Source organism: Tenacibaculum sp. ZH5_bin.1 (assembly GCF_042865525.1).
GTDB lineage: Bacteria > Bacteroidota > Bacteroidia > Flavobacteriales > Flavobacteriaceae > Polaribacter > Polaribacter mesophilus.
In genome coordinates, this window is the sequence record NZ_JBEGIO010000005.1 from 175,348 (window position 1) to 198,345 (window position 22,998).

Consider the following 22,998-nt stretch of genomic DNA (forward strand, 5'->3'; position numbering starts at 1 on the left):
TCTTTTAAAAAGAGAGCTAACTACATCAAAATAAAATTTACAACTGCTAATTATAAACTCATACTATCAAATTAGTAAGTAAAATTCCTGCTATGCAAACAAACAATTGAAACAAACCAAACATAACAGGAAGTTTACAAACAACTAAGATTTTTTATACTGCTACTGCACTTTCTTCTTCTATCCCTTTATCTTTTGCCCCTACTTCAAATTGATTAGATGTATTCTTTTCTCCACTAGCTTTTAACGCTTTATCTCCAGCAAAAAATGTTTTATGGTCGTCTCCTAAATCAGAACCAGCCATTCGTTGATGCTTTACACAAGAAACTCCTTTTCTAATTTCTTGTCGTTGCACTCCTCTTACATACGCTAACATTCCATCTTCTCCGAAATAACCTTCTGTTAAATCATTCATATGTAGCGCTGTTGTATGGTATGTTGGTAAGGTGATTAAATGATGGAAAATACCTGCTTCTCTTGCCCCATCTATTTGAAAAGTACGGATTTTCTCATCCGCTCTATGACACAATTCTGTACCATCATAAGCCGCATTCATTAAATTATTTCTGTCGTACCCTGTCATGTTTTCTCCTTCTGCAACCATTTCATCATACACTTGATTACGGAAGTTTAACGTCCAATTGAACGATGGCGAATTGTTGTATACCAATTTCGCATTTGGTATTACTGCTCTCACTCTATTTACCATATTGGCTATTTGACCAACGTGTGGTGTAGGCGTTTCAATCCATAACAAATCGGCTCCGTTTTGTAAGCTTGTAATACAATCTAGCACTACCCTATCAATATTCGTTCCTTCTCTAAACTTATACAAACCATTAGCCAAACGTACAGGACGCACTAGCTTTCCATCACGTTTTAGTAATACATCATCTTCTTTTGCTTCATCAATTGTAATTTCTTCAGCTTCTACAAATGCTAAATATTGAGAAGCTAAATCTCCTGGCTCTTGACTTACGGGTAATTTTTGAGTTAATCCTGCTCCTTCCGAATCGGTTCTTGCTACAATAACTCCATCTTCTACGCCTAACTCTAAAAAGGCATATCGAATTGCATTTAATTTTGCTATAAAGTCTTCGTGTGGTACAGTTACTTTTCCGTCTTGATGTCCACATTGTTTAGCATCTGAAACTTGATTTTCTATCTGAATAGCACAAGCACCAGCTTGAATCATTTTTTTAGCTAACAAATACGTAGCTTCTTCATTTCCAAAACCAGCATCAATATCAGCAATAATTGGAACTATATGTGTTTCAAAATTATCAATTTCACTCTGTACATCTTCTCCGTTTTCTAATCTTCTAAATAAATCGTTTAATTCAATAGCATCTGCTTGACGTAGAAAATCATAAATCTCCTCAATTAACGCAGGAACTGCTGTTTTTTCATGCATCGATTGATCTGGTAATGGACCAAATTCTGAGCGCAATGCAGCTACCATCCATCCTGAAAGATATAAATATCGTTTACTCGTTGTTTTGTGATGTTTTTTTACTGCAATCATTTTTTGTTGTGCTACGAATCCGTGCCAGCACCCCAATGACTGTGTATAATTAGATGAATCTGCATCGTAAGCCGCCATATCTTCTCTCATAATTGCAGCGGTGTATCTAGCGATATCTAAACCTGTTTTAAAACGGTTTTGTGCTACCATTCTAGCAGCATTCTCTGGAGAAACTGAATTCCAAGTTGATCCAAACTTTTTCTTTAATTCTTTTACTGTTTGTAAAGCAGAACTATAATTAGCGTGTGCTAAATTTTTCATAATTTTGTAATTGATAAGGTTATTAATTTTTATTGATAGCTTGCCCTCTTAAATGTTGCCGCATTTTTGGGGGCTTTTTTCTCGATAATCGAGATTTAAATATTTCAAGTTTAGTCTTTAATTTAAATTGCTTTTCTCTATAAATATTTATATGCTGGTAAGGTTAAGAACTCTACAAATTCTTTGTTTAAAATCAACTCGTCAAATAATTGAATAGCTAACTCAAACTTTCCGTTATTGTATCTGTCTTCACCTACATAACTTTTTATTTTTTTTAATTCTTCTTTTTTAAATTGCTCATACATTCCTTCTGTAAACGTTCTACCATCTTCAAGCATTACGTTTTTATGTAACCATTGCCATACTTGTGTTCGAGATATTTCAGCAGTTGCTGCATCTTCCATTAAATTATACAAGGCAGCTGCTCCTTGTCCCATTAACCACGACTCTACATACAAAATACCAACATTGATATTTTCTCGTATTCCTTGCTCAGTAATAGTACCTTCTGGTAATTCTACTAAATCTTTTTCTGTAATTGTTAGATCTTCTAGCTTTTTATCTATCTGATTCGCATTGGGCATTGTTGTATTAAAAACGTCCATTGCAATTGCTACTAAACCAGGATGCGCCACCCAAGTTCCGTCATGACCATTCCTAACTTCTTGCTCCTTATCTTTCTTAACCTTTGCAAAAGCTTCTTTATTTAACGCTTCGTTATTCTTTACTGGAATTTGTGCAGCCATCCCTCCCATAGCATGTACACCTCGTTTGTGACACGACTGAATAACTCGTAACGAATACGCCTTCATAAATGGGCTACTCATGGTTACTTGTGAACGGTTTGGCACAATAAAACCAGAATGATTTCTGAACTTTTTAATGTATGAAAAGATATAATCCCAACGACCACAATTTAAGCCAGCCATATGATCTTTTAACTCATAAATAATTTCATCCAACTGAAAACTTGCCGTAATTGTTTCTATTAATACTGTTGCTTTAATGGTTTTTTGTGGTACCTCCATATACTCTTGTGCAAATACAAAAACATCATTCCACCAACGTGCTTCTTTGTAGTGTTCTAGTTTAGGTAAATAAAAATAGGTTGCACTTCCTTGCTCTCGTAAGGTTTTGATATTATGGAAAAAGTACAATCCAAAATCAACCAAAGAACCCGACATTTCTACACCATCAATCAACAAATGTTTTTCATTTAAATGCAATCCTCTTGGTCTTACTAACAAGGTAGCTACTTTGTCTTTCAACTCATAGCTTTTATCTTTTGCAGCGTTGTAAAATGAAATTGTTTTATTTACTGCATCTCGTAAGTTTACCTGACCATCTAAAATATTTTGAATTGTAGGTGAATTACTATCTTCAAAATCTGCCATAAACGTTTTTGCTCCAGAATTTAATGCATTGATAATCATTTTACGCTCTACTGGCCCTGTAATTTCTACTCTCCTATCTAACAAATCTTCAGGTAACGGAGCACATACCCAATCGCTCTCTCTTATCTCTTTCGTTTCCAAAGGAAAAGAAGGATAGTTTCCTGCATCAAAATAAGCTTGTTCGATTTCTCTTTCAGCTAATAATTGAAGTCTTTGAGGATTAAATTTTTCTTGAAGTTGAATTAAAAATGCTTTGGCTTCATTGGTCAAAACACTTTTATACTCGGTTTGATCAAAACCTACACATTGAATTTCTTTTGCTAAAACATCTTGATTCATATCTATTTATTTTTTACTTATTGATTGACAGTTCAATATTAAAAAAAAGAACTTAAACAAAAAAGCGAACGTTCGCTAAAAACATGTAAGTTACAAATTTTTATTAATTCGCTAATTTTTATACCTTTGAATTACGAATATTTTAATAAAACACATTGGAAGAAGAATATATCAGATTAGTTTTTGGGTTAAAACTGAAACAAATACGTACAGATAAAAACCTATCAATCTTTGGATTAGCTAAACTAACAGGATTATCAAAATCGTATTTAAACGAAATTGAGAAAGGAAAAAAGTATCCAAAAACTGATAAAATTGTTATTCTTTCTGAGAAGCTAGAAGTACCTTATGATCATTTGGTATCTCTAAAATTAGATAAAAACCTAGCCCCTATTGGTGAAATTTTACAATCGAAAATTTTAAAAGAGATTCCTCTTGACCTATTTGGTATTAAAGAAAATAATCTAATTGACATCATTGCCAATGCTCCTGCAAAGGTTAATGCTTTTATAAGTACCATTATTAAGATTTCTCAAAACTACAATTTAACAAGAGAAAGCTTTTTTCTTGCTGCATTACGTTCGTACCAAGAAGCACACAACAACTATTTTGAGGATATTGAAACAAAGGTTACAGATTTTATTAAGGCTTATCAAATCAATCCAAACAAACCTATTTCTTCAAAAGACTTAGAAGAAATTTTAATTGAAGAATACGGTTATACGATTGATAGCGAAGAACTATCTAAACATCAAAAATTATCTGAATTAAGAAACATCTATATTCCAAAAAACAAAACACTTCTTATATATAACGATATAAACGAAGCACAGAGAACATTCATTTTTGCTAAAGAAATAGCTTATAATTATTTACAAATTGAAAACAGGTTATATACATTTCCATGGATTAAATTTGACAGTTTTGATGAAGTATTAAATAATTTTGTAGCTTCTTACTTTGCAGGTGCTTTAATTATTCCGAAAGATGATTTAATTCAAAAACTAACACAACTTTTTTCTTTAAAAACTTGGCAACCTATACAATTGCACAAAATTATTAGAAGTTATAATTGTTCAGACGAAACGTTTTATCAACGTTTAACGAACATTTTACCAAGACACTTTAATATTAAAAACCTATTCTTTTTACGTTTTACTCATAAAGAAGGTTCTCTGGCACATAGACTTTCTAAAGAACTACATATTACACAACAACAGTCTCCTCACGCCAATCGTAACAATGAACATTATTGCAGAAGATGGATTGCCATTAAAACAATTCAGGATTTAGAAATTTCAGAAGAAAAAAAATCTGCTTACGGAATTCAAATTTCGTCGTACGAAAATTCTCAAAAGGAGTATTTAGTTCTTTCTGCAGCTACTGCCGATCCTTTTAAAGAAAAAATTAATCGTAGTGTTAGCATAGGTATGTTGCTTTCTCCACACTTAAAAAGAAAAATTCATTTTTTTAATGAAGATACTTTCACTAAAAAAACAGTAGGTGTTACTTGCGAAACATGCGCAGTACAAAACTGTAATGAACGGGTGGCAGAACCTTATATTTTAATAAAACAATCTAGAAATAAAGAAATAGAAAATACTGTTGAAAACATCATTCAATCGTACACCTAAACACCTTGTTTTGTACGTTGTTTTTCTTATTTTAGCACACGCAAACAAATAACTTACCATGGATCTTAACTTCAACAAAAACGAAGACCACAATAAACTTTTAGTATCAGATTTACGTAGACGCTTAACCAAAGTTAAATTAGGCGGTGGACAAAAACGTATTGACAAACATCATGAGAAAGGAAAATTAACAGCTCGTGAACGTATTGATTATTTATTAGACGATAAGTCTAAGTCTATCGAAATTGCTGCTTTTGCAGGTGAAGACATGTATCAAGAACATGGTGGATGTCCTTCAGGCGGCGTGGTTGTAAAAATGGGATATGTTAGCGGTAAGCAATGTATTGTTGTTGCTAACGATGCTACCGTAAAAGCGGGTGCTTGGTTCCCTATTACAGGAAAGAAAAATTTAAGAGCTCAAGAAATAGCAATTGAAAATAAACTACCTATTATTTATTTGGTAGATTCTGCTGGGGTTTATTTACCAATGCAGGATGAAATTTTTCCTGATAAAGAACATTTCGGAAGAATTTTTAGAAACAATGCGGTAATGAGTAGCATGGGAATTACCCAAATTGCTGCCGTTATGGGAAGTTGTGTTGCTGGTGGTGCTTACTTACCTATTATGAGTGATGAAGCACTTATTGTAGACAAAACAGGAAGTATTTTCTTAGCAGGTAGTTATTTAGTTAAGGCCGCTATTGGTGAAACTATTGATAATGAAACATTAGGTGGAGCAACTACACATTGTGAAGTATCTGGGGTTACCGATTATAAAGCAAAAGATGATAAAGATGCTTTAGATACCATTAAAAACTTAATGGATAAAATTGGAGATTATGACAAAGCTGGATTTAATCGTAAAGAAGCTTTTCCTCCAAAAGAAAATGAAGATGATATTTTCGGAATTTTACCAAAAGCTCGTAATGAGCAATACGACATGATGGAAATCATCAAGCGTTTGGTTGATAATTCTGAATTTGAAGAATACAAGGCAGGCTATGGTCAAACCATTATTACTGGATATGCTCGTATTGATGGATGGGCAGTAGGTATCGTTGCTAACCAACGTAAAATTGTAAAATCAAAAGGAGCAAAAACCAAACCTAGCGAAATGCAATTTGGTGGGGTAATTTATAACGATTCAGCTGATAAAGCTACTCGATTTATTGCCAACTGTAACCAGAAGAAAATCCCGTTAGTTTTCTTACAAGATGTTACTGGGTTTATGGTAGGAAGTAAATCTGAACATAGCGGAATTATCAAAGACGGAGCCAAAATGGTGAACGCTGTTAGTAACTCTGTAGTTCCTAAATTTACGGTAGTTATTGGTAACTCTTACGGTGCAGGAAATTACGCTATGTGTGGTAAAGCCTATGACCCTCGTCTTATTTTTGCATGGCCAAGTGCTGAACTAGCTGTGATGAGTGGAGCCTCTGCTGCCAAAGTATTACTACAAATTGAAACAGCTGCTTTAAAGAAAAAAGGAGAAGAAATTACTCCTGAAAAAGAAGCTGAATTATTTGATAAAATTAAATCGAGATACGATAATCAAATATCTCCTTACTATGCTGCTGCAAGAATTTGGACCGATGCTGTAATTAATCCTCTAGACACCAGAACATGGATTTCTATGGGAATAGAAGCTGCTGACCACGCTCCTATTGAAAAGCCTTTTAATTTAGGAGTTTTACAAGTTTAAAACACAGAAAACAGCATGAAGAGGAAAGTGTTTTGGGGCATTATTGCCCTTGTTATAGGCTTTGTAATCTATCAAGTGTATATTTTCACCTTATCTGAAAATGATAATATCAAGTCTATTTACCTAGTTCCTGATGATGCTGTTTTCATAGTTGATACTGAAAGACCTATTGACACTTGGGATGAAATAAGCTCAAGTGAAATTTGGACGCATCTTCAAAAGAATCAACAAATCAATAGACTATCTGAAGGCCTCCATAGTTTAGATGAAACTTTTAAAGCAAAAAAGGAAATTTTTGACTTTATTGGGGAACGTAATCTGGTTATTTCAGTACATGTATTTAGTCCTAGAAAATATGGGTTATTATACGTTGCGGACTTACAAAAATTCTCTAAACTTATTTTTCTAAAAAGAGCTATAAGTAATTTGGCTGGAGAAGACTATAAGGTAACGAAACGAGTATACAAAGAACACGAAATTATAGAACTGTATAATAAGAAGACTAGAGAAACTTTACACCTTTCTTTTATTAAAAACCAAGTTATAGCTTCTTATACTCACCTTTTGGTTGAACAATCAATTGACCAATACTTGAATCCTGTTATTGGACGAGATATAAATTTTATAGAAATAAAAAAGAAAACAGATACTGATGGATTTTTTAATATCTATTTACAACATAAATATCTAAAAGATTATTTAAATTGTTTTACCAGTTCTAGCAATTTAGATTTTTTAAATAAAGAAGCTTTCTTCTACTCTGGTTTAGACATATCCATTGTGGAAGGAGTTATCGTTCAAGCTACTGGTTACACAAACGTTGACACTAATTCACAAACTTATTTAAAGGTATTACAAAAGTCTGGGGCTGGTAAGCGTAGCGTTGCTAAAGTAGCTCCAAAGAACACCTCTTTATACCTTAGTTTTGCTTTTGATAACTTTAAAACATTCAATAGTAATCTAGAGAAACTCCAACAAGAAAATCCTGCTGATTTTAAGGTGTATTCTGATCAACTTGCGATGATTGAAGATAAGTTAGACATTAATGTTTCTGAAAACATTTATAGTTGGATTGGTAGTGAAATAGCTTTAATTCATTTTAACACTGAGCTTTCAAAAAACAAAAAAGATATCGCTGCTATTATTAAAGCTGACGATATTGATGACGCTAAAGAAAATCTTCAGCTTGTCCTTTCAAAAATTAAAGAAAACACCCCTTTGAAATACAAGCAAATCGATTACAGAGGTTATCCTATTAACTTTTTCGATTTAAAAGGATTCTTTAAAATGTTAGCAGGAAACATGTTTTCTAAAATGGAGAAACCTTACTTTACCATTATTGATGATTTTGTAGTTTTTAGTACTAGTCCAAATACTATCAAAGAAATTATTAACAACCACTTAATAGGATACACCCTAGAAAACTCTGAAAAATTCGATGATTTTAATTATCATTTTGAGAAAAAATCTAGTGTCTTTGCTTATGTAAACACTCCAAATTCCTACAAAGATCTTTTAAGTTTAGTTGATAACAAAACTCGACGTAAACTTCAAAAAAACAAACCTTATATTACTTGCTTTTCACAAATTGGAATGCAGCTAATTGCTTCTGATGACTTATTTGAAAGTAATATTTCTCTTGTTTTTGAAGATCCTAAAAACATTGATATAAACACTAAAAAAGATAAAGAATTAAAAGAGAAACTACTATTAGAGTTAGCTCCCCACAAAGATTCTACAAGTACTCAAAATTCCACAACATTTTTTAAGCTTCCGCCAATACATCCTTCTGACCTAAGCGCTAAATCATACAAAGAGTTTTATAAAAACGGAAAACTAAAATTTGAAGTTGATTTAGAAGATGGCTTAAAAGATGGTTCTTATAAGTCCTATTATGAAAACGGAAACGTAAAAGTTAAAGGGCATTATAAAAATGATAAGAAAAGTGGAACTTGGAAAGCTTATGATAAACAAACAGGTGATGTAATTTTCAAAAAACATTTTTAATTGCAATATTTTATAGCATTAGTTACATTTGCCAAGCAAAATTAAAACAGAATACACATGGGAAGAGCATTCGAATTTAGGAAAGCAAGAAAGATGAAACGTTGGTCAGCTATGGCTAAAACCTTTACTCGTATTGGTAAAGATATCGTTATGGCAGTTAAAGAAGGTGGTCCAAACCCCGAAACCAACTCTCGTTTACGTGTTGTAATTCAAAATGCAAAGGCTGCCAACATGCCTAAAGATAATGTTGAGCGCGCTATTAAAAAAGCATCTGATAAAAGTACTGAAAACTATAAAGAAGTATTATTTGAAGGATATGCTCCTCACGGTATTGCTGTTTTGGTAGAAACTGCTACTGATAATAATAACCGTACAGTGGCTAATGTACGTGCTGCTTTTAACAAATGTAATGGAAACTTAGGAACCTCTGGTTCTGTTGCTTTTATGTTTGACCACGTTGTTAACTTTAAAGTAAAAGAAGATTCCTTAGGAATGGATTTAGAAGAGTTTGAAATGGAAATGATTGACTTTGAAGTGGAAGAAGTTTTTGCCGACGAAGAAGATAGTTCGGTAATGCTTTATGCTCCTTTTGAACAATTTGGCGCTATTCAAAAATATTTAGAAGAAAATAATATTGAAATTCTTTCTTCTGAATTTGAACGCATTCCAACAACCACTACTGCGATTTCAGAAGAACAAAAAGAAGAGGTAAACAAACTTTTAGAAAGGCTGGAAGAAGATGATGACGTAAATAATGTCTACCATTCTATGGAAGAATAACAAACATCTTCTTATTCAAAACATATAAATCCAACGATAAAAATCGTTGGATTTTTTTATATATTTATCTCAACCAAACTTTTCACTATTACTATTTTCTACGAAACAAAAAGAGTGAGCCAATAAAAATAAGTAGAAAAAGCAAACTTTATAAAATAGATAAAGAAGAGAACTACAATGCTTAACGATTCGGAATGAGTTTAGCTGATTATAAAAAAGCTTTTGACGCTAAAGATTTTTTAGAAAAAACAGGGCATTTAACCCTGTTTTTTTATTCTTAATTATACGTTTTTACTAATCTAACGAACTCTGCTTTGTAACCATCTTTATCCTCTCCTATTTCTCCCTCTGTCAAACTAAGTACATCTTCAATTTTTGTCTTATTTTTAAATTTTGATTTACTTAATTGCATTCCAAATAAAGCTACTGCTGAAATAAATTTCATATCATTCGTTGGTGCCAATACTTCATTTTTAACCGTTTTTACCAACTCTATACTTTTAGTCCCTTTTGGTAATTTATACCTAAACTTCACCGTTAATAATTCATTATTAAAACTATCTAATTGTTTATTTTGAGTATACTTCAATTTGGGTAGTTTCTTCAAAAATTTACTTTTTACTCCTACAGGAATTACTTCATACAATGCTGTTACTGTATGACCACTACCTAACTCACCAGCATCTTTTGTATCATCTACAAAATCTTCATCATTCAACAATCTATTTTCATATCCTATTAAACGATACGCTTGCACTTTTTCTGGATTAAATTCTACCTGAATTTTCACATCCTTTGCAATGGTATATAAAGTACCCCCAAATTCTTTACCAAATACCTTTTGCGCTTCTTGCATCGTGTCGATATACGCATGATTTCCATTTCCCTTATCTGCTAAAATTTCTAATTTATCATCTTGGTAGTTTCCGTAACCAAAACCTAACACTGATAGAAATACTCCTGATTTTCTTTTTTCTTCTATTAACTCTTCCATTTCAGCATTGGTTGAAGCTCCTACATTAAAATCACCGTCTGTAGCTAAAATAACTCGGTTATTTCCATCTTTTATATAATTTTCCTTTGCTAGTTTGTAAGCTAACTCAATTCCTTCTCCTCCTGCCGTTGAGCCTCCTGCTTCTAATTGATTCAAAGCCTCTAATATTGTTTCTTTTTCATTTCCTGATGTAGGTTTTAAAACTACCCCTGCTGCTCCTGCATATACAACAATTGCTACTTTATCTTTTTCTCTTAACTGATTTACCAATAATTTAAAAGCAGATTTTAATAAAGGTAATTTATTATGATCTGACATAGAGCCTGAAACATCTATCAAAAAAGTTAAGTTTGATGCTGGTAAATTTTCTTGTTTATACTCTTTTCCTTTTAATCCAATTCTTACCAGCTGAGTATCTTTATTCCATGGAGTCGTAACAATTTCTGTAGTGATTGAAAAAGGATGTTTTCCTTTAGGTTGCGGATAGTTATAATCAAAGTAATTAATCATTTCTTCGATCTTAACTGCATCCTTTGGTATTTTTTGACCGCTATTAATCATTCTTCTTATATTACTGTAAGAAGCTTTATCAACATCAATAGAAAATGTAGTCAAGGGAGAATTTATAGGACTTTTGAAAATATTTTCACTTCTTCCTGCATAAGAATCTCTATTTTCAATTTGATTATGTCCTCTAATGCTAATAGCTCCAGTAGAAAAAGCCTTTTTACCTTTTAAAGTACCATAACTTGTCACTACAACTTCATCTAATACATTGTCTCCCTTCATTACAACATTTATTACCGGACTTTTTCCTACTGTTTTCATCTCTGTTTTCATTCCTACAAAAGAAAACACTAAAACATCTCCTTGTGTAGCTGAAATAGAGTATTTACCATCAAAATCAGTTTCAGTTCCAATAGTAGTTCCTTTTACCACAATAGTAACTCCTGGTAACGGACCTGATTCATCTGAAACTACACCTGTTATTGTTCTTTGTTGTGCTGCAAGTGCTATTGAACTCAACAATATCATTGCATAAAATAGTTTTTTAAACATAGTTTTTCGTTTTAAAGTTTACATAAAACTAGCTAACACTATATTTTTATAAAACCTTAAATGAGTAAACAAGTTTATTAGAAAAGTGAACGATACCTTTTAGTGAGGTAAAATTTTAGCGAGTGTTTTTTTTCGTTGAATTTTTTTTGTTTCTGTCTCAACAAATTTTTCTACAAAATAAATTGCTTTCGGGATTTCATACTTAGTAAGCCCAAGTAGATTTCTCACTTTATTCGAAATGACGTCATTTTTCTCTCCTTCAACTATCAAAACTAGCTTCTCTCCTAGTTTTTTATCGTTGATACCTGTAGCAAAAAAGCGATTTGAAATAATTTTAGAGAGTTTTTCTTCTATTTTCTCTGGATGTAGCTTTACTCCTCCAGAGTTAATCACGTTGTCATAACGCCCCAACCATTCAAATTCGGTATCAGAAATCAAACGAATTACATCGTTTGTTATAATTTTCTCTTCAGCTACTTTTGGCGCATCAATCACTAAGCAATTTCGATTATCTTGAGAGAGTTGTACTTTAGGAAGTGCCTTATAGTGAGATTTCTCACTATCGTTAGAAATGATATTGTTTAACTTTTTAACAGCAATATGTGTAATTGTTTCTGTCATTCCGTAAGTGGCATAAATTTCAGTTGATTTATTTTGAATAGCTTCAATTAAATCATTTGCTACAACACCTCCTCCTACAATAAGCTTCTTTATTTTATCTATATCTCCTAAAGAGCTTCGTAATTGTAAAGGCACCATTGCAGAAAAATCATACTCTTTTACAATTTCTACTTTAGATGTTGGAGCAACCATATCCATATTCCACCCTAAGGTTAATGCACGAACTAACATCATTTTCCCAGCAATATAATCGGTTGATAAGCACAATAAAGCTGTAGTATTTTCTTTTAACCCGAAAAAAGCTCCAGTGGCTTTTGCTGAGTTTATTATAAACTCCTTTTTCAATCGAATTGGTTTGGGTTTTCCCGTAGAACCTGATGTTTGTACTACTACAAAATCTTCTGCATTAAACCAATCTGATAAAAATTGATATACGGAATCGTTTATAGTCTTCGAAAAAGTCAATAATTCATCTTCATTAGAAAAAGACTTTCCATTTAACTGAAAACTATTATGAAAGTTTAGATTGTCCACTTTATTTGGAGTACTATTTTGTTATTACCGGCTTCTCTATGTTACCAAATAGTTTTTCTTTCCAATTTTTCCAGCCATATTTTTTTGAAAACAGTAGCAACATTAAAGGATATAAAACAAATACTGGTAAAAACATTTCTATTCCTACCGAAGGATCTGAAGTATCTACAAATAAAGCATCCGTTTGAAAAACGGTCCAATCTGTAGTTACCAAGAATGCAGCTACAATATTATTAATAGCATGCAAACCTAATGCTAATTCTGTTCCTTCATCCATTAGTGTAGTTATTCCGAAAAAGAAACCTGTTCCTATATAAAAAACCATTGAAATATACCCTAGCTTCTCTACTTCTGGGTTTGCTCCGTGGAGTAAACCAAAAGCTACCGAAGTTACTATTAATGGAACCCATCTGTTTTTAAACCAAGTACCAAGTCCTTGCATAAAATACCCTCTAAAAAGTAATTCTTCAAAACTCGTTTGAATGGGTAAAAACAAAAACGATACTATCATTAAAGTAAAAAAAGGCAGAGGTTTAAAATTCCATGTATAATTTTCAGGAGCTAAAAGAATGTCAGAAGATACTACTAGTACAGATAGTATTCCCCATACAAAGAAACCAAACCAAAAGCGATTCCAATCTATTTTATTTCTGCTTGTTATAACTGTTTTTATAGCTCTTTTATGAATATATTTTATTCCTAAAAACAATGAAACTAATCCAAAAGCAAACATCACCACCATCATAAATAAAAACAAGTTTTTATTTATTCCTAAGCTCATAAAGCTATCATCTGCTGCTCTTAAAAACTCACTTGTACTTTCAGAATGTAAAATTGCAGTTACAGCTAAAGGAATTACACCTATAAACTGCCACCCAAATAAAACTATAAAAATAACTAATAAGTATAAGTACCAATGGTTGTCTCCTTTATATGCTTGTTGTATAAAATTCATTGTTATATATTAAAGTACCATTTTTTGTTCGTATTATACCCTAAACTTCCATTTGAAACTTCCAACGGACTTTCAAAATTGTTGGTAAACAAACTACCTGTTCCTAAACCTTGTGGTAACGGATTATTTAACGTATGTGTCCATTGTGCTATTGCATTTAATCCTATATTGCTTTCCAAAGCACTCGTTATCCAATTACCCACATTATGGTTGGATGCTATTTGAATCCATTCGTTACTTCCTTTAAACCCTCCTACCAAACTAGGTTTTAAAATAATGTATTGAGGTTGAATTGTAGCTATACATTTTTCTTTCTCTTCTAAAGAAAACAGGCCTATCAATTCTTCATCTAACGCAATTGCTAATGGTGTTTTTTCACATAAACTTGCCATTTCTTGCCATTGTCCTTGTTTTATTGGTTGCTCTATAGAATGTAGTTCTAATTCAGATAGTCTTTGTAACTTTTCTAAGGCATTTTGTGGCAAAAATGCTCCATTGGCATCTACACGAAGTTCAATTTCCTTGGCTGAAAATTCTTTTCGTATTGATTGTAACAAAGCTATCTCTGTATCGAAATCAATCGCTCCTATTTTCATTTTTATGGTAGTAAAACCTTGTTGCAACTTATCTTTTATTTGTTGCTGCATAAAGGCTTTATCTCCCATCCAAATTAATCCGTTTATAGAAATTTGTTGTTGTCCTTTAGTAAAGTCAGAAGGAAATAATTCAAACGGTGTTTTGCTTTCTAAGGATAAAAATGCTTGTTCTAATCCAAACTGTATCGATGGGAACTCTATGAGTTCAAATAATAATTTCTCTAAGCCAGAATTAATATTGTTACACACCCACTGTAATTTCTCTTCATAATTAGGTTTATCATCAGCACTTAAACCTCTGAACAAACCGCATTCTCCAAAACCTTTCTTTCCTTCTTTTTCTAAAATTATAAACCAAGTTTCTTTAGTTCTTAAAATTCCACGAGAAGTACCACTTGCTTGTTTAAAATTCAGTAAGTATTTATGGTAGGTAGCTTTTATCAATTGTAAGTGTTTTAATTATGAGCTTCAGATGCTTTTTTAAAGTTCTCTAAATATTGTTGACTCATTTTTTTAAGAGTTCCTTTAAAGTACGGGAATAAACAACTCATTATATACGATTCACTAATACAGGTAGTAGTTTGTAATATCTTAGTTGAGTTTCCTTCTGAAATAAATGTATAATCATCTGTTTTTAGCATATTTTCTGCATCAAAGTGAAGAGTAAGTTTTTCATTTTCTTTATACGCTAATACTTCTTCTGTCATAGTTACCAATTTACCTTGATTTTCAACAACCACTTTATATTTACTACCTGTTTTATTAGGTTGTTCTTCTAGAGTTTCAATTGATTTCACCTCTGGCATCCATTTTTTCATCAATTCTTCATCCTGAAAATCCGAAAAAACTTCATTTACTGGCTTGTTAATTGTTATTTTATTGGTATAAACAACTTCTTGTACTACTAATCCTGTTAAGAAAAATGCTAGAATTAAGACTGTTATTACTCCTAAAATTATTTTGATTATTTTCATATATATAATACCTCTCCAAAAAGGCTACCTAAATAGTTATTGTTTGTCCAATTTCTAAAATCACTAATTCTTTTTTTGCTTGTGAAAACTTTTCTTTAGCTTCTTCTATATCTATTTTTATAGGAGGAAAGGTGTTGAAATGACACCCTATTACTTTATCACAAATTACTAAGTCGCTGGCTATGATAGCATCGTCAACTCCCATGGTAAAATTATCACCAATCGGAAATATTGAAGCTGTTAAGTTTGTTGACATCGGTATTAGCTTCATATCCATAGTTACTGCTGTATCACCAGAAATATACAAGGATTTTTCTCCTGCTGTTACTACAAACCCTCCTGGTTGCCCTCCATAACTTCCATCTGCAAATGAAGAAGTGTGAATAGCATTTACATACTTTGCAGAAAACACATCATTTTTATATGTACCTCCATGATTTACTGGATGTCCTTTGAGTTTTTTCGTTTCATAATACATTACTATTTCGTAATTAGAAATTATTGTAGCTCCTGTTCTTTCTGCTATGCGTTCTACATCTAATACATGATCTTGATGCGCATGTGTAAGTAAAATATAATCTGCTTTTACTTTATCTACATCTATATTTGATGCTAGAGGGTTTCCTGTTATAAAAGGGTCAACTAACACATGTGTTCCGTTAATTTCAATACCAAAACATGCGTGACCGTAAAAAGTAATTTTCATGTATTTATTCTTTTCGTTTAATTCGTTTCTTTATGAGTATTATTAATAAAACTATTAAAAGTATAAATGGCCAAATGTTTACCAAACCGATAAAAAACCATTTTATATTGTCTATTCCGTTGGCAAAAGCATCTGCTATACGTCTTCCAAAAGTTTTTGAATAAGCTTTACTTACTTCTTCTTTATAAAATCGAATTGTTAGGGTTGAGAAAGACACTTGATTTTGTAAGTATTTCAAACGTCCTTCCATCGATTCTATTTCAGACCTTACATTTGTTAATTCTCGCTCAACTTCTAAAATTTCTTTTACTGAACTAGCCTTTTTTAGTATTTCGCTATATCGTTGTTCTAATTCTTTTTTTACCTTCAAACGTGCTTGTACATCCAAAAATTGCTCTGTTACATCGTTAACAGAGATATTCTTATTATCAAACCTTGCTACTTTTGATGAAATCTCATTTAAAAAAGTATCAAAACTTTCTGAAGGAATTCGAACCGTTAAATTTGAAGTAATATTTTGAGAAGATTTGTACTCGTTATCAGCAGAAATGTATCCGTTATATTTTTTTACTGCTTGCTCTATATAATTTCTTGTTTCTAATAAATTATCTGTTTCAAAAGAAATATCTCCTGTTTTAATAAGTTTTCTTTCAATTGTTACTTCTTTATTCTCTGATGCAACTTCTGATGCTTCTACAATTTCTTTGGTAATGTCAAAATTTCCTGAAGTTTTAAGCTCTCCATAAGAGGTTGGATTCGCTCCTTTACTATTACAGCTAATAAATAATAGAAACGTTCCGAAAAAAACTAAAATAGTTCTCATAGTGTTAAATTTTCTTGGGAAGTTACAAAATTTGACCTAATCCGAATAAAATTGAAAACAAAAAGGTACTAAGAGCTACTTTTTTTAACTCTCCATCTAACAACGCTTCTTCTTTGTTTTTATAGACAAAAACTAAATGTTTTAGTAGAGGAATATAAGCTATAATAAATAAGAATTGATATGGTGACTTAAACGTAATTAGCGTGTACAGTAATGCAACTATAAAAGACGCTACAATTAAAAAGTAATGATACATTTTTGCAGATTCTGCTCCCATTTTTACCACAAGCGTATTTTTTCCTGATACCGCATCATTCTCTCTATCTCGCATATTGTTTAAGTTCAATACCGCTGTACTCAACAATCCAACTGTAATTGCTGGTAAAAAAATGATAAAGTTCAATTGTTTTGTATATAAAAAATAGGTTCCAACGACTGCTAACAATCCGAAAAAGATAAAAACAAAAACATCTCCAAATCCGCTATAACCATAAGCTGATTTCCCAACGGTATATTTTATGGCTGCTACTATCGAAGCTATTCCTAACCCGAAAAAAATTATTGAATACAAAAAGTTGTCTTTTCCAAAGGAAACATAAATTAGTAGTAGTGCAATAATAGTTGTAATAACTCCTGTAACAATCATTGTATTTTTCATTTGCTTTGGAGTAATCACTCCTGAAGCTACCATACGTGCTTCTCCTTCTCTTTCATTATCCGTCCCTTTTACACCATCTCCATAATCATTAGCAAAATTAGATAGTATTTGAAAACCAATAGTGGTTAGTATAGCAAGTAAAAATATATATATTGAAGGAAAAACCTCGATATGTTTAACTTTAAAATATGTTTTATCAACAACATCAAGCTCAGCTAATGAAGTTTGTATAGGTTGCCAAACCCCTAAAAAACTTCCTAAAATAATTCCTGAAACCGATAAGGGTAATGTACGTAAACGTGCTGCTTTTATATAGTTTTTCATTGAGATAATATGATTTTCAAAGATAAGTTTTTTAGACATAAAAAAAGGAAAGCTAAGCTTTCCTTTTATCTTCAACTATATGAATCGTTTATTTATTTACTACAGCATCAAAACCTACTTTTGTTCCTGGTTTATCTATAAAATATTCTCTTTTGTCTACCAAAACATTATCTCTAAGAATTTCCATTGTTATTGTATAAACACTAAAATTATCTGTGGCTTTATCTTCATATTCAAAAGCTAAATTAGCTGCAAAATTAATTTCATCTGTATACGATTTCTTATAAGGAAAAACATTAGTTGTTGTAGTGTTATCATACTTAAAGAAACCTGATTCTAGAAAAACAGTTTTAATTCTTCCATTGTTGTCATTACTTGTACTCGTAATATTAAATGTTATTGTTGCCAAGTTTCCATTTCCATCAAGAGATAAATCGGTATCATCACACGATATTAATAACACTAAGCATAAAAAGGTAAAAAGGTATCTCATTCTTTTTTGTTTTTGAATTATTTTTCAACAAACTTACTACAAAGAAAAAAGTGTGCTACTCTCGTAACACACTTTTAAGAAAACTTTATATTTCTTTACTAAAGGTTATTTGCTTCTGCAATTAACTCTGCAATGTCTTTTACTTGTATTTGCGATTCTTTTTCTTTGAATTTTACACCGTCAGTCATCATGGTATTACAGTAAGGACAACCGGTAGCAATAATTTGTGGATTTGTTTCTAAAGCATCTTCTGTTCTTAACACGTTAATATCTTTATCTCCTCTTTCAGATTCTTTAAACATTTGTGCTCCTCCAGCTCCACAACATAATGCTGTTGACTTATGACGTTTCATCTCAGTCATTTTTACTCCTAAACGACGAATTAATTCACGTGGACTTTCATATACATCATTTGCACGTCCTAAATAACATGGATCGTGATACGTTAAACGCTTACCGTTTAAATTTTCATCTTCAATAGTTAAACGTCCTTCTTTGATTAACTTGCTAATATATTGAGTATGATGATATACTTTATACTTTCCTCCTAATTCAGGATATTCATTTTTTAATGTATTAAATGAATGCGGATCGCAAGTTACAATTGTTTTTATTTCGTAAGCGTTTAAAATTTCAATATTTGTAACAGCTTGCATTTGAAATAAAAACTCATTCCCTGCTCGTTTTGCTGCATCTCCTGTTGAACTTTCTTCGGTGCCTAATACTGCAAAGTCAACTCCTGCTTGTTGTAATATTTTTACGAAGGCTCTTGTTATTTTTTTTGCTCTATCATCGTAACTTCCTGCAGCTCCTACCCAAAATAACACTTCAGGTTGTTTTCCTTGAGCCATCATTTCTGCCATTGTTGGTACTACCATAAATTGTGAGTTTTTAAATTATGACTTACGCTTTACATCTTACTCGTAATTCATAATTAATTATTAAAAAATTATTCTTCGTCTTTCCAGTTTAATCTATCCATTTGACTATACTGCCATGGTGCTCCGTTATTTTCAATATTGGTCATCATCATATTTAACTCTTGCGGAGCTGCAGATTCTTCCATTACTAAATAACGACGCATATCCATAATAATAGATAATGGATCAATACCAATAGGACACTCTTGTACACAGGCATTACAACTTGTACAAGCCCATAATTCTTCTGGTGTTATATAATCATTTAATAATTGTTTTCCATCGTCTTTAAATGTACCTCCATTTGCATCAATATTTTTTCCTACTTCTTCTAAACGGTCACGTGTTTTCATCATAATTGCACGTGGTGATAACTCTTTTCCTGTTAAGTTTGCTGGACAAGATGAAGTACAACGTCCACATTCAGTACATGTGTAAGCATTCATTAACTGTACCCAATTTAGATCAGTCACATCAGAAGCACCAAATTTCTCAGGTTCTCCTTCTTCTTCTCCATCTTCAGGCATAGTATACGGATCAGCATCTGGATCCATCATCATCTTTACCTCTTTTGTTACAGCTTCTAAATTATTAAACTGTCCTTTGGGTTTTAAGTTTGCATAGAATGTGTTTGGGAAAGCTAGTAATATATGTAAATGCTTAGAATAATATAAATAGTTTAAGAATATTAAAATTCCTATAATGTGTAGCCACCAAGCTGTTTTCTCAATAGTATGTAAAGATTCATTAGAAAAACCATCAAACCAAGGAGCTATAAATTGAGAAACTACATTTCCTACTCCAGCCTCTTGAAAAGTAACATCTGTAGCATTCATTACTAAGAATAAACTCATTAACACCATTTCAAAATATAGAATAATATTTCCATCATTCTTAGGCCAACCTTCCATTTCTTTATTCCAAAAACGTTTCACTTTTTCTATATTTCTTCGGAACCAAAAAATCGTTACAGATATTAAAACAAGTACTGACAATACTTCAAAGTTTCCTATTAAGAAACCGTATAGTGTATTACCTATTATTGGTTGAAAAACACGATGTGTTCCTAATAATCCATCAATAACAATCTCTAACATTTCGATATTAATCAGAATAAACCCAACATATACAACAACATGTAAAATACCTGAAACAGGACGACGTACCATTTTATATTGTCCTAAAGCTATTTTAGCCATATTTTTCCATCGTTCTGGCTTTCTATCAGTTCTATCTACATCTTTTCCTAATTTAATGTTTCGTATTAGCTTACGAACATTCATTACAAAATACCCTATAGCTGCAATTAAAATAATTGCAAAAAAGAGGTTTGGCAAGTAATTCTCCATTGTCTTTAATTAATTTTTTTACTCTATTTATAACTATTTACTTCTTCAGTTTTTAAGAGGTTATAGAATATTTTTAGTTGTTGTTTTATTTAGTTGTTACTTGTATTGCTTTGATTGTTTTCTTCGTTATATGGTTTTGGCTTTTTTCCGAATAATGAGAAATGTACAAAACGTTTTGGGTTTAATTTCATTTCTCTTAATAGTTCTTCTAATTCTTTTGAGGCATTTGTTAAATTAGTATACATTTTATCATCAGTCATTAACTTTCCTAAAGTTCCTTTTCCTGATTTCATGTTGGCTAACAAGCCATTAACATTTGCAAGAGTTGCTTCAAGCTTTTTTACCGATTCTCCTAAATTAGCTTTCGCTAAATCATCAGATACTTTTGAAAAGTTATCTGTAATTTTTTTAGTATTCTCAAAGGTTTTATTTAAATTTTCTTTATTATTTGCCAATAACGTATTAACCGAAGCTAAAGTTTTACGTACATCATATATGGTACCTTCTAAGCCTAATATACTTCTATTTAAGCTTTTTCTTGATTTTTCATCTAATACTTGATTAAACCCAATGAGTAAGGAATCTGCTCCTACTAATACGTTTTCTAGTTTAGCTTGAATGGGGTTTAATTTCTCTCCAACAGATGAGAATATGTCCGATTCAACTTCTCCGTTTAAGTAATCTCCTGATTTTGCTACTTCTCCGTCATACTTAGGCACAATTGCTAAGTTTTGCCCTCCCATTAAGCTTGCCGAATATATTTTAGCGATACTGTTTTTAGAAAAATTAAAGTCAGTGTCTAATGAAATTTTCACTATTAAATTTCCTTTTTTATCTGGGTTTTGATTGAAACGAATTTCATCAACTTTTCCAACTTTCAATCCATTAATAGTAACTGAACTTGCTTCATTTAGACCATTGATATTATTGTACTCTACAAAAAAGTGCCTTGTGTTTGCACTGAACAAATCTTGTCCTTTTAAGAAATTATAACCCCAAATAAATAGTGCAATAACAACGACAGCAACAATTCCTGTTTTTAGTTCTTTAGACATAGAATATATTTATACGAGCGAAAATAATAATAATTTTGCGAGTATATATATAGAATACCTCTAAATTAACGGTTTTTCAATGCTTCTTTTATTGAAATTCGTTTTCCGTTTTTAAAAGCTACAATCCAAGCATCTTTATAACCTTTACTTCTTACTTTGGGTAAAACTTTTTTTATTTCTGACAAACTTGGTAAGTTTCCATAATAATATTTATAATAATTATCTATAAATAAATACTCTACATTTTCTAATCCTTTAAAACTACTTGTTGAAAGTTTTTTTCTTGATGCTGCTACTTGTATTCTAAACATCACTTTAGCAGATACAGGTTTTGATAGAGATGCTTTTTTTTCTAAAATGTTATCTTTTTTTACAACTTGTATATCTTTTTCTGCAACCTTATTTACTACTTCATTTTCAACTAGCGGTGCGTTTACCGTTATAGTTTCACTAATTGTATTTAATTTTAACCGTTCAAAGTATTTTCTAATTGCTTGCGCTATTGATTTTGCCATCTTTAGCTGCCCTTTTCTAGAGTTTAAAAACTTTCCTTCATTTTTATTTGTTAAAAAACCTAGTTCTATTAAAACACTGGGCATTACTGTTTCTCTTAAAACTAAAAAATTTGCTTGCTTTACTTTTCGATTATTTCTTTTTATTGCTACAAAGTTATTTTGTACCAAACCTGCAATACCTAAACTATTTTCTAAATTTTCTTCTTGAAGTACAGATAATCCAATAACTGATTCTGGTGAATTCGGATCATAATCGTAATTTTGTTTATAATTGTCTTCTAATAATATTACCGAGTTCTCTTTTTTAGCAATCTCTAAGTTTTCTTTGTTTCCACTCAATCCTAAAACAAACGTACTTGCTCCATGCGGATCAGATCTTCTAAAAGCATCACAATGTATAGATACAAATAAATCTGCTTTTTTATCATTTGCAATTTTAGCTCGATTATGTAATTCTACAAAAACATCTTTTTTTCGAGTATAAACTACTTGTATATCTTTTGATGTTGATAGCTCTTTTCCTACATCTAATGCTACTCTTAAAGCTATGTTTTTTTCTCTGTAACCATTCCCTAAGTTTCCAGGATCTTTACCTCCATGACCAGCATCTAAAACAACAGTATACTTTTTTTGAGCTGAAACCGACGCTATACTCCCTAACAAAACTGTTAAAAAAGTAAGAATAATTAAGCATGATTTTGATATATTATATTTACGGAAATTTAAGAATTGCATCAATAAAATTTAACTATTTTTGGTTTTTAAAATATAGGCATTCAA

The 22,998-nt window shown here is 31.4% G+C and carries 19 protein-coding genes; 4 read left to right on the forward strand and 15 right to left on the reverse strand.

Annotation, left to right across the window (positions count from 1 at the left end):
* Positions 1-154: 154 nt before the first annotated feature.
* Positions 155-1,786: an isocitrate lyase gene (locus ABHQ57_RS13505; RefSeq protein WP_159614786.1), complete on the reverse strand. Its 1,632-nt coding sequence runs from the start codon at positions 1,784-1,786 to the stop codon at positions 155-157.
* Between the two features lie 137 nt (positions 1,787-1,923).
* On the reverse strand, positions 1,924-3,519 hold the full coding sequence (aceB, locus tag ABHQ57_RS13510; protein WP_167713591.1) for a malate synthase A: 1,596 nt from the start codon (positions 3,517-3,519) through the stop codon (positions 1,924-1,926).
* Between the two features lie 155 nt (positions 3,520-3,674).
* Here aceB and ABHQ57_RS13515 point away from each other — a divergent pair, with 155 nt between their 5' ends.
* Genes ABHQ57_RS13515 through ABHQ57_RS13530 form a run of 4 tightly spaced genes read left to right on the forward strand, consistent with a single transcriptional unit; the run spans position 3,675 to position 9,642 of the window.
* Entirely contained in the window at positions 3,675-5,153 is a 1,479-nt protein-coding gene (locus tag ABHQ57_RS13515) for a helix-turn-helix domain-containing protein (RefSeq protein ID WP_389863972.1), read from the forward strand.
* A 58-nt stretch (positions 5,154-5,211) separates the two neighbouring features.
* Positions 5,212-6,855, forward strand: coding sequence for an acyl-CoA carboxylase subunit beta (locus ABHQ57_RS13520; RefSeq protein ID WP_047789107.1), 1,644 nt, complete (start codon positions 5,212-5,214; stop codon positions 6,853-6,855).
* Positions 6,856-6,870: 15 nt separating this feature from the next.
* Positions 6,871-8,862 carry a DUF3352 domain-containing protein gene (locus ABHQ57_RS13525; RefSeq protein WP_167713589.1) on the forward strand — a complete coding sequence of 664 codons (1,992 nt, stop codon included), beginning with the start codon at positions 6,871-6,873 and terminating at the stop codon, positions 8,860-8,862.
* 57 nt (positions 8,863-8,919) lie between these two features.
* Entirely contained in the window at positions 8,920-9,642 is a 723-nt protein-coding gene (locus ABHQ57_RS13530; RefSeq protein WP_047789109.1) for a YebC/PmpR family DNA-binding transcriptional regulator, read from the forward strand.
* A gap of 277 nt (positions 9,643-9,919) precedes the next feature.
* Here ABHQ57_RS13530 and ABHQ57_RS13535 read toward each other — a convergent pair whose 3' ends face one another.
* From ABHQ57_RS13535 to ABHQ57_RS13595, 13 genes are all read right to left on the reverse strand, one after another.
* Positions 9,920-11,695 carry a VWA domain-containing protein gene (locus ABHQ57_RS13535; protein WP_167713588.1) on the reverse strand — a complete coding sequence of 592 codons (1,776 nt, stop codon included), beginning with the start codon at positions 11,693-11,695 and terminating at the stop codon, positions 9,920-9,922.
* 99 nt (positions 11,696-11,794) lie between these two features.
* Positions 11,795-12,850 carry an AMP-binding protein gene (locus ABHQ57_RS13540; RefSeq protein ID WP_389863975.1) on the reverse strand — a complete coding sequence of 352 codons (1,056 nt, stop codon included), beginning with the start codon at positions 12,848-12,850 and terminating at the stop codon, positions 11,795-11,797.
* Positions 12,851-12,863: 13 nt separating this feature from the next.
* Positions 12,864-13,805: a CPBP family intramembrane glutamic endopeptidase gene (locus ABHQ57_RS13545; RefSeq protein WP_167713586.1), complete on the reverse strand. Its 942-nt coding sequence runs from the start codon at positions 13,803-13,805 to the stop codon at positions 12,864-12,866.
* A 2-nt stretch (positions 13,806-13,807) separates the two neighbouring features.
* Positions 13,808-14,845: an o-succinylbenzoate synthase gene (locus tag ABHQ57_RS13550; protein WP_167713585.1), complete on the reverse strand. Its 1,038-nt coding sequence runs from the start codon at positions 14,843-14,845 to the stop codon at positions 13,808-13,810.
* Positions 14,846-14,856: 11 nt separating this feature from the next.
* The gene (locus ABHQ57_RS13555) at positions 14,857-15,375 is read right to left on the reverse strand and encodes an SRPBCC family protein (protein ID WP_167713584.1); all 519 of its coding nucleotides are present in this window, start codon (positions 15,373-15,375) and stop codon (positions 14,857-14,859) included.
* 28 nt (positions 15,376-15,403) lie between these two features.
* Positions 15,404-16,081, reverse strand: a complete 678-nt coding sequence (locus ABHQ57_RS13560) for a metal-dependent hydrolase (RefSeq protein ID WP_047789115.1) — start codon at positions 16,079-16,081, stop codon at positions 15,404-15,406.
* A gap of 4 nt (positions 16,082-16,085) precedes the next feature.
* Entirely contained in the window at positions 16,086-16,904 is an 819-nt protein-coding gene (locus tag ABHQ57_RS13565) for a DUF4349 domain-containing protein (RefSeq protein WP_167713583.1), read from the reverse strand.
* A gap of 22 nt (positions 16,905-16,926) precedes the next feature.
* Complete coding sequence (gene menA, locus ABHQ57_RS13570; RefSeq protein ID WP_389863979.1) at positions 16,927-17,886, reverse strand: 1,4-dihydroxy-2-naphthoate octaprenyltransferase; 960 nt, start codon at positions 17,884-17,886, stop codon at positions 16,927-16,929.
* 88 nt (positions 17,887-17,974) lie between these two features.
* Positions 17,975-18,379, reverse strand: a complete 405-nt coding sequence (locus ABHQ57_RS13575) for a hypothetical protein (RefSeq protein WP_167713582.1) — start codon at positions 18,377-18,379, stop codon at positions 17,975-17,977.
* 98 nt (positions 18,380-18,477) lie between these two features.
* Positions 18,478-19,257: a (Fe-S)-binding protein gene (locus ABHQ57_RS13580; RefSeq protein ID WP_167713581.1), complete on the reverse strand. Its 780-nt coding sequence runs from the start codon at positions 19,255-19,257 to the stop codon at positions 18,478-18,480.
* 71 nt (positions 19,258-19,328) lie between these two features.
* Complete coding sequence (locus ABHQ57_RS13585) at positions 19,329-20,648, reverse strand: 4Fe-4S dicluster domain-containing protein (protein WP_167713580.1); 1,320 nt, start codon at positions 20,646-20,648, stop codon at positions 19,329-19,331.
* Between the two features lie 89 nt (positions 20,649-20,737).
* The gene (locus tag ABHQ57_RS13590; protein ID WP_047789120.1) at positions 20,738-21,703 is read right to left on the reverse strand and encodes an MlaD family protein; all 966 of its coding nucleotides are present in this window, start codon (positions 21,701-21,703) and stop codon (positions 20,738-20,740) included.
* 65 nt (positions 21,704-21,768) lie between these two features.
* Entirely contained in the window at positions 21,769-22,953 is a 1,185-nt protein-coding gene (locus tag ABHQ57_RS13595; protein WP_167713667.1) for an N-acetylmuramoyl-L-alanine amidase, read from the reverse strand.
* Positions 22,954-22,998 lie beyond the last annotated feature (45 nt).

Coding starts and splice junctions, on each gene's coding strand:
- ABHQ57_RS13560 (WP_047789115.1), bottom strand. CDS start 16,081: ATGAAAATTACTTTTTACGGTCACGCATGTTTTGGTATTGAAATTAAC.
- menA (WP_389863979.1), bottom strand. CDS start 17,886: ATGAAAAACTATATAAAAGCAGCACGTTTACGTACATTACCCTTATCG.
- ABHQ57_RS13520 (WP_047789107.1), top strand. CDS start 5,212: ATGGATCTTAACTTCAACAAAAACGAAGACCACAATAAACTTTTAGTA.
- ABHQ57_RS13545 (WP_167713586.1), bottom strand. CDS start 13,805: ATGAATTTTATACAACAAGCATATAAAGGAGACAACCATTGGTACTTA.
- ABHQ57_RS13555 (WP_167713584.1), bottom strand. CDS start 15,375: ATGAAAATAATCAAAATAATTTTAGGAGTAATAACAGTCTTAATTCTA.
- ABHQ57_RS13535 (WP_167713588.1), bottom strand. CDS start 11,695: ATGTTTAAAAAACTATTTTATGCAATGATATTGTTGAGTTCAATAGCA.
- ABHQ57_RS13505 (WP_159614786.1), bottom strand. CDS start 1,786: ATGAAAAATTTAGCACACGCTAATTATAGTTCTGCTTTACAAACAGTA.
- ABHQ57_RS13525 (WP_167713589.1), top strand. CDS start 6,871: ATGAAGAGGAAAGTGTTTTGGGGCATTATTGCCCTTGTTATAGGCTTT.
- ABHQ57_RS13590 (WP_047789120.1), bottom strand. CDS start 21,703: ATGTCTAAAGAACTAAAAACAGGAATTGTTGCTGTCGTTGTTATTGCA.
- ABHQ57_RS13580 (WP_167713581.1), bottom strand. CDS start 19,257: ATGGTAGTACCAACAATGGCAGAAATGATGGCTCAAGGAAAACAACCT.
- ABHQ57_RS13585 (WP_167713580.1), bottom strand. CDS start 20,648: ATGGAGAATTACTTGCCAAACCTCTTTTTTGCAATTATTTTAATTGCA.
- ABHQ57_RS13565 (WP_167713583.1), bottom strand. CDS start 16,904: ATGAGAACTATTTTAGTTTTTTTCGGAACGTTTCTATTATTTATTAGC.
- aceB (WP_167713591.1), bottom strand. CDS start 3,519: ATGAATCAAGATGTTTTAGCAAAAGAAATTCAATGTGTAGGTTTTGAT.
- ABHQ57_RS13575 (WP_167713582.1), bottom strand. CDS start 18,379: ATGAGATACCTTTTTACCTTTTTATGCTTAGTGTTATTAATATCGTGT.
- ABHQ57_RS13530 (WP_047789109.1), top strand. CDS start 8,920: ATGGGAAGAGCATTCGAATTTAGGAAAGCAAGAAAGATGAAACGTTGG.
- ABHQ57_RS13595 (WP_167713667.1), bottom strand. CDS start 22,953: ATGCAATTCTTAAATTTCCGTAAATATAATATATCAAAATCATGCTTA.